Source organism: Kribbella polygonati, assembly GCF_050320105.1.
In the GTDB taxonomy this organism is placed as follows: domain Bacteria; phylum Actinomycetota; class Actinomycetes; order Propionibacteriales; family Kribbellaceae; genus Kribbella.
Genome location: NZ_CP190129.1, coordinates 702,788 through 716,970, shown reverse-complemented (window position 1 = coordinate 716,970; position 14,183 = coordinate 702,788). Strand labels below are relative to the sequence as shown.

Sequence of the window (14,183 nt, the reverse complement as noted above, 5' to 3'; positions counted from 1 at the left end):
TCCTCACGCGCAAACGAGCACTTCGAACAGCCCGATCTCCGGTACGTGCACCCACCCGTCGTCGACAGGCAGCCGCTCCCCCGCGTTGAGTGCATGGACTTCCTGTACGCCGTCGGGCACCCGCAACCGCCCCGGCCCGATCGGCAGCGGCGGGGCGAACCGCTGGTCGGTGTCGCCCGACCTGTTCAGCAGATGGACGACGTACCCGGCCGCCGAACGCCCCACGACGACCTCCACCTGCTCGGGCAACTCCGTCGCGAGACCCTCGCCGACCTGGTCCACGAAGAGGTCCCGGTGGACGGTCAGCCCGACCTCGCGGTACGCCCGCCCGATCGTCCACGGGAACAGCACTTTGTTGCCTTGCCGCACCATTCCGGGGTGCGGCAGCAACTCGTGCCCGTGACACTTCTCCGGTGGCCCGTACGGCGCCCGCGAGTAGGCCTGCAGCTCGCCCGCGGCCTCGACCACGTGGAACGCGCCGATCACCGGTACGCCGCCCTCCAGGTGCAGGCCCCGGGTCGCCGCCTCGGTCTCGTAGCTCGCGATCGGGTTCAACTCGGTCACCCCCGTTGCCACGACCTTCCCGTCGTACTCGCCGAGGTCGACCGGCCCCAGGTCCGGCAGGACGACCACCTGATATCGCCCCAGATCGACGTCCGGCAGCCGCTCGGCCGGCAGCACGTCGAAGGGGACGTGCCGCTGGAGCAGCGCCAGATACAGTCCCTCGAACTCCGCCCGCGACTCGCCCCGGACCAGCAGCGTCCGCGCGGCCGGTACGAGATCCCGGTAGACGTCGGCGTGGTCGCGATGGAAGCGCGTCAGCTGGCCGGCGATCTCCAGGCAGGCGTACGGCGTGGTGGCCGGAGTCCCCATGATGTACGTCGACGGATTCGCGCCCCGGGCAATCGCCTGCACCAGGTACTGCGCGAAGTGCCGCGGATCCTCCCCGGCCAACCGGTACGGCATGTCGACGAACGCCACCGAATTGGTCAGTACGGGGACCTCAGGGCGATAGGTCTTCGCGGCACTCACGTTCTCACTCGTCCGGTGATGCCAGAGTCGCCGTCCCACCGCGTTGTTCGCCTCGTGGAACACGATGTCGGCCCGGTCCCCGAGCACCAACGCTGCCCGTCCTTCGAGGTGCTCGCGGATCCGCCCGGTCAGGTCGTCCAGTACGTGTTTGGTGAACGCCCGCCAGCCCGCGTCCGGGTCGTCGGGCAGCGTCCCGTCGTACCGCTGCCGACAACCGACGCAGTGGCAGACGCCGTGGTACACCCGGCTGTAGTCGACCTCGTTGAACGACATCCAGTTGCAGAAGAACCCAGCCAGCGGGTAGCGGTCGAGGACCTCGTCCAGGACCTCGAACAGCTTGACCTGGTAGTACTCGCCGCTCGGGCAGACGCTCGTCAGTCCGTTGTAGACCTGCCGTTCGCCGGTCGGACCGACGAAGCACCAGTCCGGGTGGGCCTCGGCGCGGCGATGGTCGATCTTGGAGAAGTCCATCCGGCCCAGCACCCGGATCCCGCGCCGGGCCGCGGCCTCGACCGCGTCGCCGACCAGGTCGCCGGACGGCCGCTCGGACAGGTACGGGTTGCGGGTCTGGAAGTCCAGGTCGGTCGGGTAGTTCGACAGGATCCCGCCGACGCTGAGCAGCCAGGTGTCCGCGCCGAAGTCCTCCAGGTAGTCGAGCACCGCCTCGATGTCCAGCCCGGCGTCGATCTCGCGCAGGTTGGTCTGGAACATCCGGAACGGGTCCTGCCACCACATCGTCATGGGCGGTCCCGGCGCAGCGTCCGGTACAGCGCGGAGTGGTCCAGCTCGCCGTCCCCGTCGGCGACCGCGGCGTTCATCAGCTGCTGGGTGGCGGCCGTGTTCGGCAGCGCCAGGTCCAGCTCGGCCGCGGCCTGTACGGCGAGGTTCAGGTCCTTGCGGTGCAGCCGCAGCCGGAACCCGGGCTCGAACGCCTCCCGCACCATCCGGTCGCCGTGCACCTCGAGGATCCGCGAACTCGCGAACCCGCCCGTCAACGCCTGCCGTACGACGGCAGGGTCCGCGCCGGCCCGTTCCGCGAACAGCAGTCCCTCGGCGACCGCTTCGATGGTGAGCCCAACGATGATCTGGTTCGCGACCTTGGCGGTCTGCCCGGCGCCCGCGCCGCCGATCAGCGTGACGTTCTTCCCGAGTACGTCGAACAGCGGCCGGGCCCGCTCGAACACCTCCGGACGCCCGCCGGCCATGATCGTCAGCGTGCCGTCCTTGGCGCCGAGCTCACCGCCCGATACTGGCGCGTCGAGGTAGTCGCAGCCGAGCTTCTCGATCAGCTGCGCGAACCCGATCGTCGCGGTCGGCGAGATCGAGCTCATGTCGATCACGAGCGAGCCCGGCCGCAGTCCCTCCGCGACCCCGTCCGGCGCGAACAGCACAGACTCGACGTCGGGGGTGTCCGGAACCATCAGGATCACGACCTCGGACTGCTCCGCGACCTCCTTCGCCGACCCGCACACCCGCGCGGCGACGTCGGTCCGGCCGCGGTACACCGACAGCTCGTGCCCGGCGGCCATCAGATTGCCGGCCATCGGACGACCCATCACGCCGAGACCGATGAACCCGATCCTCATGACCGGCTCCAATCGACATGCACGACCTCGAGCAGCCCGGCGGCCGGGACCGGCACCTCGACCCGGCCGTCCACCACCTTCGCCTCGACGTCGACGCCCGCGACCAGCAGCCGCGCCCGCACGCGTTCGGTGGGTACGGCGATCGACACGGTCTGCGGAGGCAGCGGCAACGTCTCGCGGATCGGCCCGCGCATCGCCATCGGGTTCGTGAGGTTGACCAGGGCAACGGCCACGCCGTGGTCACCCCGGTGTACGGCGACGTCGACCAGCCCGGCGCCCTCGACGGTCACCTCGGGCGTCTTCCCGAGCGCCCAGGCGACCGCGTTCGCGATCAGCTGGCCGTGATCCGTCTGCAGTGCCTCCCAGAAGATCGCGCCGAGGTTGAACGGGAAGTACACGGTCCGACCGCCGTTCGCGTTCTCGGTGCACACCACGGCCGGTTTGTCCGGCGCCTCCCGCTGGTACACCTCCTCCATCGGCAGGTCCGGGAAGTCCGGGATGAACCGCCACGGCGTGTCCGCGTCGGACGCCACCCCGATGATGTGGGTACCACCAATGATCCGGGTCGTACCGTCGTACCCGGCGTTCAGCGGATGATCGCCGGTACGGGCGATGTAGTTGTTCTGCACCCGCCGGCTCGGCTCGGTCAGCTTCACGTTCAGCATGCCGCCGAGCCCGAAGTCGGCCCGCGCCGCGCCGTTCTCGTCGTACAAGGAGGTCTGGTACGCCGCCACCAGCGAGCCGCCGGATCCGACGTACTCGGTGAGCACGGCGCACTGGTCGTCGCTCAGCTGCTCGGCATTCGCGAGCACGACGACCTTGAACGCACGGAGTCGCTCGAGCGTCATCAGCTGGTCGGAGACGAACTCGAACGGCACCCGCGCCTCCACGAGTGCGTGGTAGAAGCCGTCCTCGTGGTCGTTGTCCCCGGCCCGCAACTGCCCGCTCCGGGTCGGATCGAGCAGCGCGACCTCGGCGGTGATGCGCAGGTCCTTCAGCACCGGCTCGACCGTCGCATGCAGGTTGAACGCCTCGACGACCGGCCGCACCCAGCGGCGGTCCGGCACGCTCGCGTTGAACTTCGTGAACCACGGCTGCGCGCCGTGCGCGAACCCGTCGACGATCCATGTCTTCGTCTCCTCGGCCGGCGCGACCGAGTCCTTCCAGCGGTACGGATGCTCCGGGCCGACCGAGGTGATCAGCTGCACCGGGCGGTCCGGGAACACGGCACGGTTGCGTTTCCCGTTCCGGCCCGCGGACCACGGCGCCTCGATCCCGTGCCGGCCCTGCTTGTCGATGATGAACAGCGGGGCGACCGGTTCGGCCAGGTCCCGGGCGAGGTCGCGGGCGGCGAGGGCGCCCATGTTCGGGATGAACCGCGCGTGCGGCCGCAGGTCGCGGACGGCCCGGTCCCAGATCCCGACGAGTTCGCCCAAGTGCCGGCGGCGCCAGGCGACGTACTCCGCCCAGCCGTCGCCGTACTCCTCGAGCGGGAGCTCCAGGCCGGTCTCGTCGCGGAACGACCTCCGCGCGCCGTCGCTGTAGGAGATCCCGTAGTACCCCTCCCAGCGGTTCGCGAACACCGAGTCCACGTCGTACTCGCGGACGATCTCGCGGATCACCTCGGTGACGAACTCCCGGTGGTACGGCGTGAACGCGCAGGTCAGCCAGATGCCCGGGTAGGCCCAGTGCTCGATCGGGTTGCCGTCGCGGTCCCGGGCCAGCCATTCCGGGTGCGCGGCGGCCGCGTCGGCGTGCACGGCGTGCGGGTCGACGCGCGCCATCACGCTCATCCCGAGGCTGCGAGCGCCGTCGACGAGGGTGCCGAACGGGTCGGTGCCGTCGAGGTACTTGCTGCGGTAGTGGTACTCGAGCTGCGTCGGGTAGTAGGCGACGTAGCCGCCCGCGCTGATACAGGTCGCGTTGGATTTGCTGTCGCGCATCAGGGCCAGCCAGAAGTCCGCGTCGAAATGCGCGGGATCGTCCTCGGCGAGGGTGATCTGGGCCCAGCGGGTCGCGGTCGACGGCCAGTTCTGCATCGCGCCTCCGGAGTCGTTGGTGTCCGAAGATTGTTAGACAAGAATGCACGCCTGGCAAGAGCTGGTGTTAGTCTTTCGGTCATGGAGTACCGCGGCCACGAGCTGAGTGCGAACGTGTCGATGCTGTTCACCGAGCTGCCGTATCCGTCCCGGTTCGCCGCCGCGGCCGCGGCCGGCTTCCGGGTGGTGGAGTCCTGGTGGCCGTTCGCCGTCCCCGATCCGTCGGCCGCGGAGGTCGACGACTTCATCCGCACCGTTGCGGATGCGGGCGTATCGCTCGGCGCACTCAACTTCTACGGGGGCGACATCCCTGCCGGAGAGCGCGGCGTCGCGTCCCATCCTGATCGGCAGGCGCAGCTCGCGGGGAACGTCCAGGTGATGGTCGGGATCGCAGAGCGGACCGGATGCCGGTTGTTCAACCTGCTGTACGGGCAACTCGACGATCGCTGGACGCCGGAGGCGCAGGCCGCCGTCGCGGTCGACGCGATCGGTGCGGCGGCCGCCGCGGTGGCCGAGGTCGGCGGGACGGTGCTGATCGAGCCGCTGACCGAAGGGCTCAACGGCCGGTATCCGTTGCACACCGCGGACGACGTCGTGCGATTGCTGACCGGCCCGTTGCAGCTTGTCGACAATCTCTCGCTGCTGTTCGACACGTTCCATCTCGGCAGCAACGGCGTCGACCTGCTTGCGACGGCGTCGTCCGTACCGGTCGCTCATGTGCAGCTCGCCGACAGCCCCGGCCGCGGCGAGCCAGGCTCGGGATCGCTGCCGATCGACGCGACTCTGGATGCACTGAAAGCGGCCGGATACCAGGGCGTAGCGGCCTGCGAGTACAAGCCGACGACCGACACTCTCAGCAGTTTGGGATGGATCGCCTGACCCGGTGTCAATTCCGCGGGCCCGGCTCCGACCAGGTGGCACAAGTAGCCATCAGCTGGAGGACATCATGCGGAAGATCATGTACTACGTGCACCAGTCGCTCGACGGGTTCATCGCCGGTCCGAACGGCGAGTTCGACTGGGCCGAGCTCGGCCCGGAGCTCGGTGCCTACTCGATGGCGCTGACAGACCGCGCCGACCTGTTCCTGTACGGGCGGAACGTCTGGGAGCTGATGTCGGCGTACTGGCCGAACGCCGAGGCGATGAGCCCGGACCAGCACGCGATCGAGTTCGCGCCGGTCTGGCGCCGGACGCCGAAGGTCGTACTGTCGACAACCCTGCAGTCCGCCGACTGGAACACTCGGATCGTCCGGGCCGCCGACGAGCTCGCCGCGATCAAGGACGAGCCGGGCAAGGACATCCTGCTGACCGGGAGCGCGAGCGTCGCGGCGTCGCTGACCGAGCTCGGGCTGCTCGACGAGTACCACGTCGTCGTACACCCGGTGATCCTCGGCGGCGGCAAGCCCGTCTACCAGCCGACCGAACGCCGTACGCTCCGCCTGGCCGAGACCCGTTCGTTCGACAACCGGACCGTGCTGCTGCGTCACGACCTGGTCTGAGTCGCGGCGGCCGCCAGCGCATCCGCGACGGCGGCGACCGCGGGGGTTCGGATTCGGCGGGTCAGCAGATAGACCGCGCGACCGACCTCACCCTCGGCCGGGAGTCGTACGGCGACCCCCGGCGCGCCGGTGTCGATCGCCAGCTCGGTGAGGAGCGCGCCGGCACCCGTCGTACGAACCAGCTCCAGGAGGATGCGGAAATCGTCCGAGCTGTAACGGATGTCGGGCTCGAAGCCGCCCAGCTCGCGACAGACCCGGACGTGCATCTCGCGATGCCCGGTGCCTGGCTGACAGGCCGCCCACGGCAGCTCGCTCAGCTGCTGGAGCGGGACGCGTCGCTTCGCGGCCAGCGGATGGTCCTCCGGCAGTACGACGCTGATCTGTTCGCGGAGCAGGTGCTCGCGTCGCAGGTCGGCGTGGACCGCGCGCGGCTGGCCGTCGTACTCGTCGCCGACCATCACGTCCAGCTGCTGCATCCGCAACGCGGGCGCGGCCTGCTCCACCTCCAGCTCGGTCGCCTGCACGCGGATGTCGGGATGCGTCGTCGCGAGGTAGCGGATCGCCGGCGCCACGACCCGGATGAACGCGGACTGGAACGCCCCGATCCGGACCACCCCGGCAACCCGTCCGGCCGCGACCGCCGCCAGCTCCGCCTCGGCCGCCTCGACGCCTTCGAGCAGCGCGGCCGCGTGCCGTACCAGGACCTCGCCCGCCGCGGTCAGCCGGACGTTGCGGCCGACGCGTTCGAGCAACGGCGTACCGGCTTCACGCTCGAGAACGGCCAGCTGCTGCGAGATCGCGCTGGGCGAATACCCCAGCGCGCGGGCCGCGCCGTGGACCGTGCCGCGGCCGTGGACCTCACGCAGCAGGCGGAGTCTGTGCAGATCCATCATCCGTTCAGTTTAGCCTCACGATGCTGTCCGAGAAGCCGTGATAGACGTGAACGGTTGCCTGGCCTGACCATCGTTGTCGTGGGACGCCTCTTCTGCCTTCTTTCCGCCGCCGCCTTCGGTGTGATGGCCGTGTTCGGCAAGCTCGCGTACGACGCGGGCGTGTCCGTCGACGCGCTGTTGCTCGTCCGCTTCGGGCTGGCCGCCGTACTGCTGCTCGCCATCGCGTTCGCCCGCGGCGCGCTGCGCAACCTGCCGCGCCGGGTCGTGCTCACCGGTCTCGCGATGGGCGCCTTCGGGTACGCCGCGCAGTCGACGTTCTACTTCTCCGCGCTCGCCCGGATCGACGCGTCGCTGGTCGCGCTGATCCTGTACCTCTACCCGGTCCTCGTCATGGGTACGGCGATCGCGCTCCGCCGCGAACCCGCCTCGCGCCGCCGGGTGGCCGCGCTGGTGATCGCGCTGCTCGGGATCGGCCTGGTCCTCAGCGGCGCGCTGTCCGGCCACTTCGACTGGTCCGGTGCGCTGCTCGCCCTCGGCGCGCCGATCGTCTACACCGGGTACATCCTGGTCGGGGACTCGGTCGACGTACCGCCGCTCGCGCTCACCGCGCTGGTGTGCACCGGGGCCTTCGGAACCTTTGTATTACTGGGGTTTCTGCGCGGCGGCACCGACTTCGGGTTCGCGCCGATCGGCTGGTTGTGGCTGACCGCGGTGGCGCTGATCAGCACGGTCGCGGCGATCCTGCTGTTCTTCGCCGGGATGGCGCGGGTCGGTGCCTCGGTCGCGTCGATCCTGTCGATCTTCGAGCCGGTCGTGACGGTGGTCGCCGCGGCGGCGGTGTTCGGGGAGAAGCTCAGCCCCGCGCAGTGGTTCGGCGGCGCGTTGGTGCTGTCGGCGGTGCTGGTCGTGCAGTGGCCGCGGCGTTCACGGCTTGCGCGCGCTGACGGCGTACATGGTGAGGGACATGTGGAAGGCGCCGCGCTCAGCCGCGTCGCTTAAGGTCTTGGTGAACGCCGCGGCCTCGTCCTCGGTGATCACACCGGCCCGGGCCGCCGTCGTATGCATCATCCCGACGAAGCCGGTCGTCGCGCCTTCCTGCGGCTCGATCCACGTCGCGGCCGTCTCACCGGTGATCTCGAACCCGGCGTCTGTGAGCAGGCCGCGGAGCCGGCGGCCCGAGTACGGGTTGGCGGTCTCGTCGCGGAAGTAGCCGACCATGCGCTCGAGCACGCCGGGGTCCGCCGGGTGAATGATCGCCGTACCCCAGTCCGTGTCGATCAGCACCACCCGCCCGCCGGGCCGCAGTACCCGAGCCATCTCCCCCACCGCATCCTCCGGCGCCCCGACATGCTGCAGAACCCGCTCACACCGCAGCACATCCACCGACCCGTCCCCGAACGGCAGCCCCTCGGCCCGTCCCTCGACAAACTCGACCTCAGCTCCGGCAGCACGTCGTACTGCCTCGGTGCGGAGGCCCGGGCTGGGCTCGACGCCGATCGAACGGGCGCCGTACGCCGCGAACGCGAGCACGTCCTCGCCCGTCCCTGAGCCCACATCGACCGCCGTCTCCCCGGCGACCGGCGCCAACTGCTCCAGCGCCCACGCCTTCAACGTCCGCACCGCAGGACGCCCGGCAATCTGATCCAGCACGAACGCCTGACGCTCCGCGTTCTGATCCGCCACATGCTCGGCCCGGAAACTCCCGCGCTCCGTGACGAACCCGGGCCCGCCCACTGCCTCGCTCATCCCACTCCCCCTCCAGGTAAGCCGAGCGTAACGCGGACCCGGACCGCCCATCACCGAACCGGATCCGGCTGCCACTCCGCATTCGACATCCGGACGATCGCCCACCCCACCGCGGCGAGCCCGGCTGCCTGCAGCCCCCACCCGACCAGATCCAGCGGATGACTGCTGATGATCACGGCGGTGAGGTGCAACGGCTGCGAGATCCCCACCGCGACCGCCGCCCACCGACCGCCGACCCCGGACCGCCACATCGCGATCCCGAGCAGCACGGTCCCGAGCACGTGCCCGACCACGAACACCAACCCGGCCAGGTCCATCGAACCGTGCGAGACCTCCGCAATCTTCGTGATCGTCCCCCGGTCGACCCCCGCGGTCCCCGCGGCCCACGTGAACACGTCACTGCTCGCCGTCCACGGCAACGACAGGTACCCCGGAACCATCAGGAACAACGCGATCCCCGTCAACCACGGCGTACTCCGCCGCGTCAGCCGGCCCACGAAGTACACGCCCGGCACCAACGTCACGATCGCCACATAGGCGAGCCAGATCACCAACGAACTCCGCCCCAGATCGTCGACAATCTTGTTGACGATTGTCGACGCGTCGTCCGCCGTGTTGTACGGCAGCAGGAACCGCAGCAACGCCACCGCCGCCGGCCCGACCGGCAGGACCACCGCCGCCACCCACCGCCAGACAGGCCGGATGTCCGCGCGCGGCGCCGTACGGCTGACCGTCTCGGTCATCGCGCACCTGCCAACTCGCGCTTCGGCAGCAGCACCGCGATCACGCCAGCCACCGTCGCCGCGACGCCGATCCCCGCGGCGACGACCGCGACCGCCGGCACCCCGTCGGCGAAGAACGCCGGTACGGCGAGCAGCGCCGACGCGAGGCGCAACGTGATCAACGGCGCAAGCGGCCACCGCTTCCCGCGCCAGGCGAGACCGACCAGCACCAGGCTGATCAGACCGACGACGGCCGAACCGATCGCGATGCTCATCGGCGGGTGCTCCCCGTCCGTCGTGAGCGGCGACGCGAGGTCCACGAGTGCGAGCAACCCCAGCAGCACCAGACCGAATCTGTACATCTCCTACCCCCTTGTGTCGTGGTTCGGCACCACAGTGCGGTCCAGCGACCGGCCGCGGCCCGGGGACGAGGTCCCGGCGGCGCGGGCAGTTCCCCGCCGGATCCGGGATCGCGATCCCGAGACGCCGGGAACGTTCCGGGAGCACACTGCCGGTATGACAACCTCAGGCAACCGCCGCGGCCTCGCCGGTGCGCTCGCCGCGCTGGTCGTGGTCGAGGTGGTTTTCGCCGTCGCGTACGGCGTCTCGGCCGGCTGGGGCTGGCAGGACCTTGTCGACAACTTCGTCGTCACCAACGGGCTGATGGGCCTGACCTTCGGCCTCTGCGGCGCGGTCATCGCCTGGCACCGCCCGGCGAACCCGATCGGCTGGCTGTTCCTCGCCGACGGCATCGGCCACGCGACCACGCCGGTCGCCGACGCACTCGCTCACGTGGTCAACTGGCACGTCGCGCAGCAACTCCTCGTCACCGTCTCGCTGGCCGCGTGGCCGTGGTCGATCGGGCTGTTCCTGCCGCTCGCGCTGCTGCTGTTCCCGGACGGCCGGCTGTTGTCACCACGCTGGCGCTGGGCCGCGATCGGAATCATCGCGACCTCGCCGCTCTTCGTCCTCGAGATGGCCGGCAGCGGCGAGCCGGTCTCTCCCGAGCTGCCTGTCGGACTGCTGACAATCCCACGGTTCGACGCGCTGCAGCCGCTCTGGACCGCGACCGAGGTACGCAACGTGGCCGCGATCGTGCTCGCCCTGGTCTGCCTGGCGATCCGCTACCGCCGCGCCGACGAAGCGGGCCGCCGGCAACTACTGTGGCTGCTCCTCGCCTCGGTCGTCGCCCTGCTGTTCGTCACCCCGTGGGCGTTCGTCGCCGGTACGCCGATCCTCGTCCTGCTGGCGATCCCACTGATCCCGATCGCCGTCGCGGTGGCGATCGTCCGCTACCAACTCCTCGACATTCGCCTGGTCGTCTCCCGCGCGCTGACCTGGGCCCTTCTGTCGCTCGTTGCCATCGGCATCTATGCCGCGCTGGTCGTGTTGCTCGACTCCCTGATCGCATCCCAGGTAGGCCGCTCCGCCGCGGTCACGGTCTTCGTAGCCCTGATCATCGCGCCGGTGCTCCCACGCCTGCAGCAGCTGGTCGACCGAGCGCTGTACGGCGACCGCAACGACCCCGCACGAGTCGCCTCCCGAGTCGGCTCCCAACTCTCCGCCGGCCTACCCGGCGTAGTAGCCGCAATCCGCTCAGCCCTCCGCCTGCCCTATACCGCGATCCGGGTGAACGGCACCCTGATCGCCTCCGCCGGCAGTCCGCCGGCGGCTGGGGTGTCCGTCGTACCGCTCTCCTATGGTGAGGAAGTGCTGGGGCTGCTCGAGGTCGGGACGCGGTCCGGCGAGGCGGGGTTGTCGTCGGCGGACCGCAGCGTGCTCGCGTTGGTCGCCGTACCGCTGGCAGTCGCAGTCCACGCGACGCGGTTGTCGGCCGAGCTTCAGACGTCCCGGGAGAAGCTGGTGTCGGCGCGTGAGGAGGAGCGTCGGCGCTTGCGGCGCGACCTGCACGACGGACTGGGACCGACACTCACCGGCGTCGCGTTCGCCGCCGACGCCGCGGCCAACCTGGTCACCACCGACACCCCACGAGCCGTCGAACTGCTCACCCGGCTACGCGCCGACACCCGCGCGGCCATCACCGACGTACGCCGCCTCGTCGACGACCTCCGCCCGCCGGCCCTCGACGAACTCGGCCTGATCGCCGCCCTCCGGCAACGCGCCGACCAGATGTCGATCCGCGCCGACGGCACCCCGATCCGGGTCACCGTCATCGCCGACCGCCTGCCGCCACTACCCGCCGCGCTCGAGGTCGCGGCGTACCGCATCGCCACCGAGGCCCTCACCAACGTAGTCCGCCACGCCTCGGCGACCACCGCCGTCCTGTCCGTCCGCTGCGACACCGAACTGGAGATCGCCATCACCGACAACGGCACCCCCAACGCCCCCTGGCACCCCGGCGTAGGCCTCCAAACCATGCACGACCGCACCGCCGAACTAGGCGGCACCCTAACCGCCGGCCCAACCCCCACCGGCAGCAAAGTCCAAGCCCGCTTCCCCCTCCCCACCCCCACCCCCACCTCAGATCCATCCGCCACCCCGCCCACCCCCACCGCTCCTCCGACCGCGCCGACTCCTTCCACCACCGCTGCTCCTCCTCCCACCACGACCGCTGCCGCAACCCCCGCTTCCACCACCGCACCTCCCACCACCGCTCCCACCGCTGGTCCCACCGCCACTCCTTCCACCACCATCCGCCGGAGTCCGTCAGCGGCCCCTTCCACCACAGCACCTTCCACCACAGCCGCCACCGCCACCGCGTCAGCGACCGCTTCCCCTCCCTCAGCCGCTTCCACCACCGCACCTTCCACCACCGTCGGAACTACCGCTCCCACCGCTGGTTCCACCACCGCCGCTCCCACCACCGCTGGTTCCACCACCGCCGCTCCCACGAGCGCCGCTCCCACGAGCGCCTCCGCCAGCGCGGCTTCGGCCGCGGGCGAGGTGGAGCCTCGTTCGCCGAGGGACTCGACTTCCCTGGAGGTGTGGTGATCCGGGTCGTGCTGGCCGACGACCACCCGGTGGTGCGGGCCGGGCTGGCGGCGCTGCTGAGTTCGCTCCCCGGTATCGACGTGGTCGGCGTCGCCGCGACCGGGCGGGAGGCGATCCGCGAAGTCGTCACCACCCGCCCCGACGTCGCCGTACTCGACCTGCAGATGCCCGACCTGGACGGTTTCGCCGCCACCCGCGAACTGGCCCGCTCAGCACCAGAGGTCGCCGTACTCGTGCTCACCATGTTCGAGGACGACGACTCCGTCTTCACCGCCATGCGGGCCGGCGCCCGCGGCTACCTGGTGAAGGGCGCCGAACAGGAGGAGATCGCCCGCGCCATCCGCGCCGTCGCCGCCGGCGAGGCGATCTTCGGCCCGGGCATCGCCCGCCGCGTCCTCACCTTCTTCGCCGCCCCACCCCCCACGGACCCGTTCCCCGAACTCACCACCCGCGAACGCGAGATCCTCGACCTCCTCGCCGCCGGCCTGTCCAACCCCGCGATCGCCACCCGCCTCGACCTGGCCCCGAAGACCGTCGCGAACAACGTCTCCACGATCTTCACCAAGCTCGGCACCGCCGACCGCGCCACCGCGATCATCCAGGCCCGCAACGCCGGCCTCGGCGTACCGAAGGACGGGTAGTACTCGCCCTTCCCGCCAACTCCCCCGCCTGGCACCGCCGTCCGACCCCCACCACTACCCGTTCTTCGGTACGCCGATCGCCCTCAAGTACCGCTCGCCGACAGTCGACAGATGCGCCACCAACCCAGGCGGCCCGTCGACCCGGAAGTCCAGCCCCAACATCCCGACGTACACCGCAATCAGCTCATACGAATCCGCGCCGGTGACAAGCACGCTCGTCTCCTCGTCCACCGACTCGACGATCCCCACCGCCGCATGGATCCGCGACAATACCTCCCGCGCCGGCGCGTACACGGTGATCCGCGCATGCACCTTCCACCCGGCCGACGCCACGTCCCGCAGTACGAAATCCGCGTACTCGTCGCCCCGCATCGGCCGCGCCCGGTACTTCCGGCCCGTTGCCATCCGCAACGACATCCAGTCGACCCGATACGTGTGCCAGTCCCCCGTCTCGTTCCGCGCCACCAGATGCCAGTACCCGTGCCAGCTCACCAGCCGGTACGGCTCCACCAGGATCGGCAGGTCCTGCGACGTACTCGACCCGGCCTTGTAGAGCGAGTCCCCTTCCGGTACGGCGTACTCGAACCGGAGGTAGTGCTCGTCCCGGATGCACGCGGCGATCGTCGACAGCAGGACGGTGTCGATCTCGGGCGGATCGATGTTCGACCGGGTGTTGTCCGGCCCCTTCGACATCGCGTCGTTGATCGCGTTCACCTGGCGCTGCAGGCGGTGCGGCAGGACCTGCTGGAGCTTGGTCAGCGCCCGCAGGCTGCTCTCCGCCATACCGACGACGCCGGCACCGGTCCGCAGCCCCACCGCGACCGCGACCGCCTCCTCGTCATCGAGCAGCAGCGGCGGCAGCTTCGCGCCGATCCCGAGCCGGTAGTGCCCCGCCGAACCGCGCGCGGCGTCGACCGGATACCCGAGCTCGCGCAGCCGGTCGATGTCGTTGCGCACCGTCCGCGTCGTCACCTCGAGCCGCTCCGCGAGCTCGGTGCCGGTCCACGCCGGCCGCGTCTGCAGCAACGCGAGCAGGCTCAGCAGGCGCTGCGAGGTCTCCAGCAAATCAGTCTC

General features: G+C 70.3%; 13 protein-coding genes. 5 read left to right on the top strand and 8 right to left on the bottom strand.

The genetic code is table 11. The annotated features are described in order from the left end of the window. Positions 1 to 3: 3 nt before the first annotated feature. Genes ACQHIV_RS03375 through ACQHIV_RS03365 form a run of 3 tightly spaced genes read right to left on the bottom strand, consistent with a single transcriptional unit; the run spans position 4 to position 4,657 of the window. Positions 4 to 1,773 carry an alpha-amylase family protein gene (locus tag ACQHIV_RS03375; RefSeq protein ID WP_427891537.1) on the bottom strand — a complete coding sequence of 590 codons (1,770 nt, stop codon included), beginning with the start codon at positions 1,771 to 1,773 and terminating at the stop codon, positions 4 to 6. Beyond that, positions 1,770 to 2,618: a 2-hydroxy-3-oxopropionate reductase gene (locus ACQHIV_RS03370; protein WP_427891535.1), complete on the bottom strand. Its 849-nt coding sequence runs from the start codon at positions 2,616 to 2,618 to the stop codon at positions 1,770 to 1,772. Before ACQHIV_RS03370 ends, ACQHIV_RS03375 begins: the two co-directional genes overlap by 4 nt. Continuing rightward, positions 2,615 to 4,657, bottom strand: coding sequence for an alpha-amylase family protein (locus tag ACQHIV_RS03365; protein WP_427891533.1), 2,043 nt, complete (start codon positions 4,655 to 4,657; stop codon positions 2,615 to 2,617). Before ACQHIV_RS03365 ends, ACQHIV_RS03370 begins: the two co-directional genes overlap by 4 nt. An 81-nt stretch (positions 4,658 to 4,738) precedes the next feature. On the opposite strand from ACQHIV_RS03365, the gene ACQHIV_RS03360 reads away from it, so the two are divergent. Further along, the gene (locus ACQHIV_RS03360) at positions 4,739 to 5,536 is read left to right on the top strand and encodes a TIM barrel protein (protein ID WP_427891531.1); all 798 of its coding nucleotides are present in this window, start codon (positions 4,739 to 4,741) and stop codon (positions 5,534 to 5,536) included. Positions 5,537 to 5,603: 67 nt separating this feature from the next. Beyond that, a complete protein-coding gene (locus ACQHIV_RS03355) occupies positions 5,604 to 6,155 on the top strand; it encodes a dihydrofolate reductase family protein (protein ID WP_427891529.1) in 552 nt (183 codons plus the stop codon). On the opposite strand, the gene ACQHIV_RS03350 is transcribed toward ACQHIV_RS03355, so the two are convergent. Continuing rightward, positions 6,140 to 7,048 carry a LysR family transcriptional regulator gene (locus ACQHIV_RS03350; protein ID WP_427891528.1) on the bottom strand — a complete coding sequence of 303 codons (909 nt, stop codon included), beginning with the start codon at positions 7,046 to 7,048 and terminating at the stop codon, positions 6,140 to 6,142. The genes ACQHIV_RS03355 and ACQHIV_RS03350 overlap by 16 nt on opposite strands. Before the next feature lie 78 nt (positions 7,049 to 7,126). Between ACQHIV_RS03350 and ACQHIV_RS03345 the strand changes: the two genes are divergently transcribed. Beyond that, complete coding sequence (locus ACQHIV_RS03345) at positions 7,127 to 8,047, top strand: DMT family transporter (RefSeq protein WP_427891526.1); 921 nt, start codon at positions 7,127 to 7,129, stop codon at positions 8,045 to 8,047. Here the strand turns inward: ACQHIV_RS03345 and ACQHIV_RS03340 are convergent. From ACQHIV_RS03340 to ACQHIV_RS03330, 3 genes are read right to left on the bottom strand one after another with little or no spacing between them, the layout of a single operon-like run. Continuing rightward, positions 7,973 to 8,794, bottom strand: coding sequence for a methyltransferase domain-containing protein (locus ACQHIV_RS03340; protein ID WP_427891524.1), 822 nt, complete (start codon positions 8,792 to 8,794; stop codon positions 7,973 to 7,975). The two genes, ACQHIV_RS03345 and ACQHIV_RS03340, sit on opposite strands and share 75 nt — an antisense overlap. A gap of 50 nt (positions 8,795 to 8,844) precedes the next feature. Further along, positions 8,845 to 9,537 carry a hypothetical protein gene (locus ACQHIV_RS03335; RefSeq protein ID WP_427891522.1) on the bottom strand — a complete coding sequence of 231 codons (693 nt, stop codon included), beginning with the start codon at positions 9,535 to 9,537 and terminating at the stop codon, positions 8,845 to 8,847. Next, positions 9,534 to 9,878 (bottom strand): hypothetical protein, encoded by a 345-nt coding sequence (locus ACQHIV_RS03330; RefSeq protein ID WP_427891520.1) that lies wholly within the window; start codon positions 9,876 to 9,878, stop codon positions 9,534 to 9,536. Before ACQHIV_RS03330 ends, ACQHIV_RS03335 begins: the two co-directional genes overlap by 4 nt. A gap of 154 nt (positions 9,879 to 10,032) precedes the next feature. Here ACQHIV_RS03330 and ACQHIV_RS03325 point away from each other — a divergent pair, with 154 nt between their 5' ends. Together ACQHIV_RS03325 and ACQHIV_RS03320 are read left to right on the top strand one after the other, a co-directional pair. Further along, complete coding sequence (locus ACQHIV_RS03325) at positions 10,033 to 12,468, top strand: sensor histidine kinase (RefSeq protein ID WP_427891518.1); 2,436 nt, start codon at positions 10,033 to 10,035, stop codon at positions 12,466 to 12,468. Further along, complete coding sequence (locus tag ACQHIV_RS03320) at positions 12,462 to 13,109, top strand: response regulator (RefSeq protein ID WP_427891516.1); 648 nt, start codon at positions 12,462 to 12,464, stop codon at positions 13,107 to 13,109. The genes ACQHIV_RS03325 and ACQHIV_RS03320 overlap by 7 nt, the downstream gene beginning before the upstream one ends. Positions 13,110 to 13,163: 54 nt before the next feature. On the opposite strand, the gene ACQHIV_RS03315 is transcribed toward ACQHIV_RS03320, so the two are convergent. Continuing rightward, positions 13,164 to 14,174, bottom strand: coding sequence for a helix-turn-helix transcriptional regulator (locus ACQHIV_RS03315; protein ID WP_427891514.1), 1,011 nt, complete (start codon positions 14,172 to 14,174; stop codon positions 13,164 to 13,166). Positions 14,175 to 14,183 lie beyond the last annotated feature (9 nt).

Excerpts from the sequence above, each read along its gene's own strand:
- ACQHIV_RS03375 (WP_427891537.1), bottom strand. The coding sequence starts at position 1,773 with ATGACGATGTGGTGGCAGGACCCGTTCCGGATGTTCCAGACCAACCTG.
- ACQHIV_RS03370 (WP_427891535.1), bottom strand. The coding sequence starts at position 2,618 with ATGAGGATCGGGTTCATCGGTCTCGGCGTGATGGGTCGTCCGATGGCC.
- ACQHIV_RS03365 (WP_427891533.1), bottom strand. The coding sequence starts at position 4,657 with ATGCAGAACTGGCCGTCGACCGCGACCCGCTGGGCCCAGATCACCCTC.
- ACQHIV_RS03360 (WP_427891531.1), top strand. The coding sequence starts at position 4,739 with ATGGAGTACCGCGGCCACGAGCTGAGTGCGAACGTGTCGATGCTGTTC.
- ACQHIV_RS03355 (WP_427891529.1), top strand. The coding sequence starts at position 5,604 with ATGCGGAAGATCATGTACTACGTGCACCAGTCGCTCGACGGGTTCATC.
- ACQHIV_RS03350 (WP_427891528.1), bottom strand. The coding sequence starts at position 7,048 with ATGATGGATCTGCACAGACTCCGCCTGCTGCGTGAGGTCCACGGCCGC.
- ACQHIV_RS03340 (WP_427891524.1), bottom strand. The coding sequence starts at position 8,794 with ATGAGCGAGGCAGTGGGCGGGCCCGGGTTCGTCACGGAGCGCGGGAGT.
- ACQHIV_RS03335 (WP_427891522.1), bottom strand. The coding sequence starts at position 9,537 with ATGACCGAGACGGTCAGCCGTACGGCGCCGCGCGCGGACATCCGGCCT.
- ACQHIV_RS03330 (WP_427891520.1), bottom strand. The coding sequence starts at position 9,878 with ATGTACAGATTCGGTCTGGTGCTGCTGGGGTTGCTCGCACTCGTGGAC.
- ACQHIV_RS03325 (WP_427891518.1), top strand. The coding sequence starts at position 10,033 with ATGACAACCTCAGGCAACCGCCGCGGCCTCGCCGGTGCGCTCGCCGCG.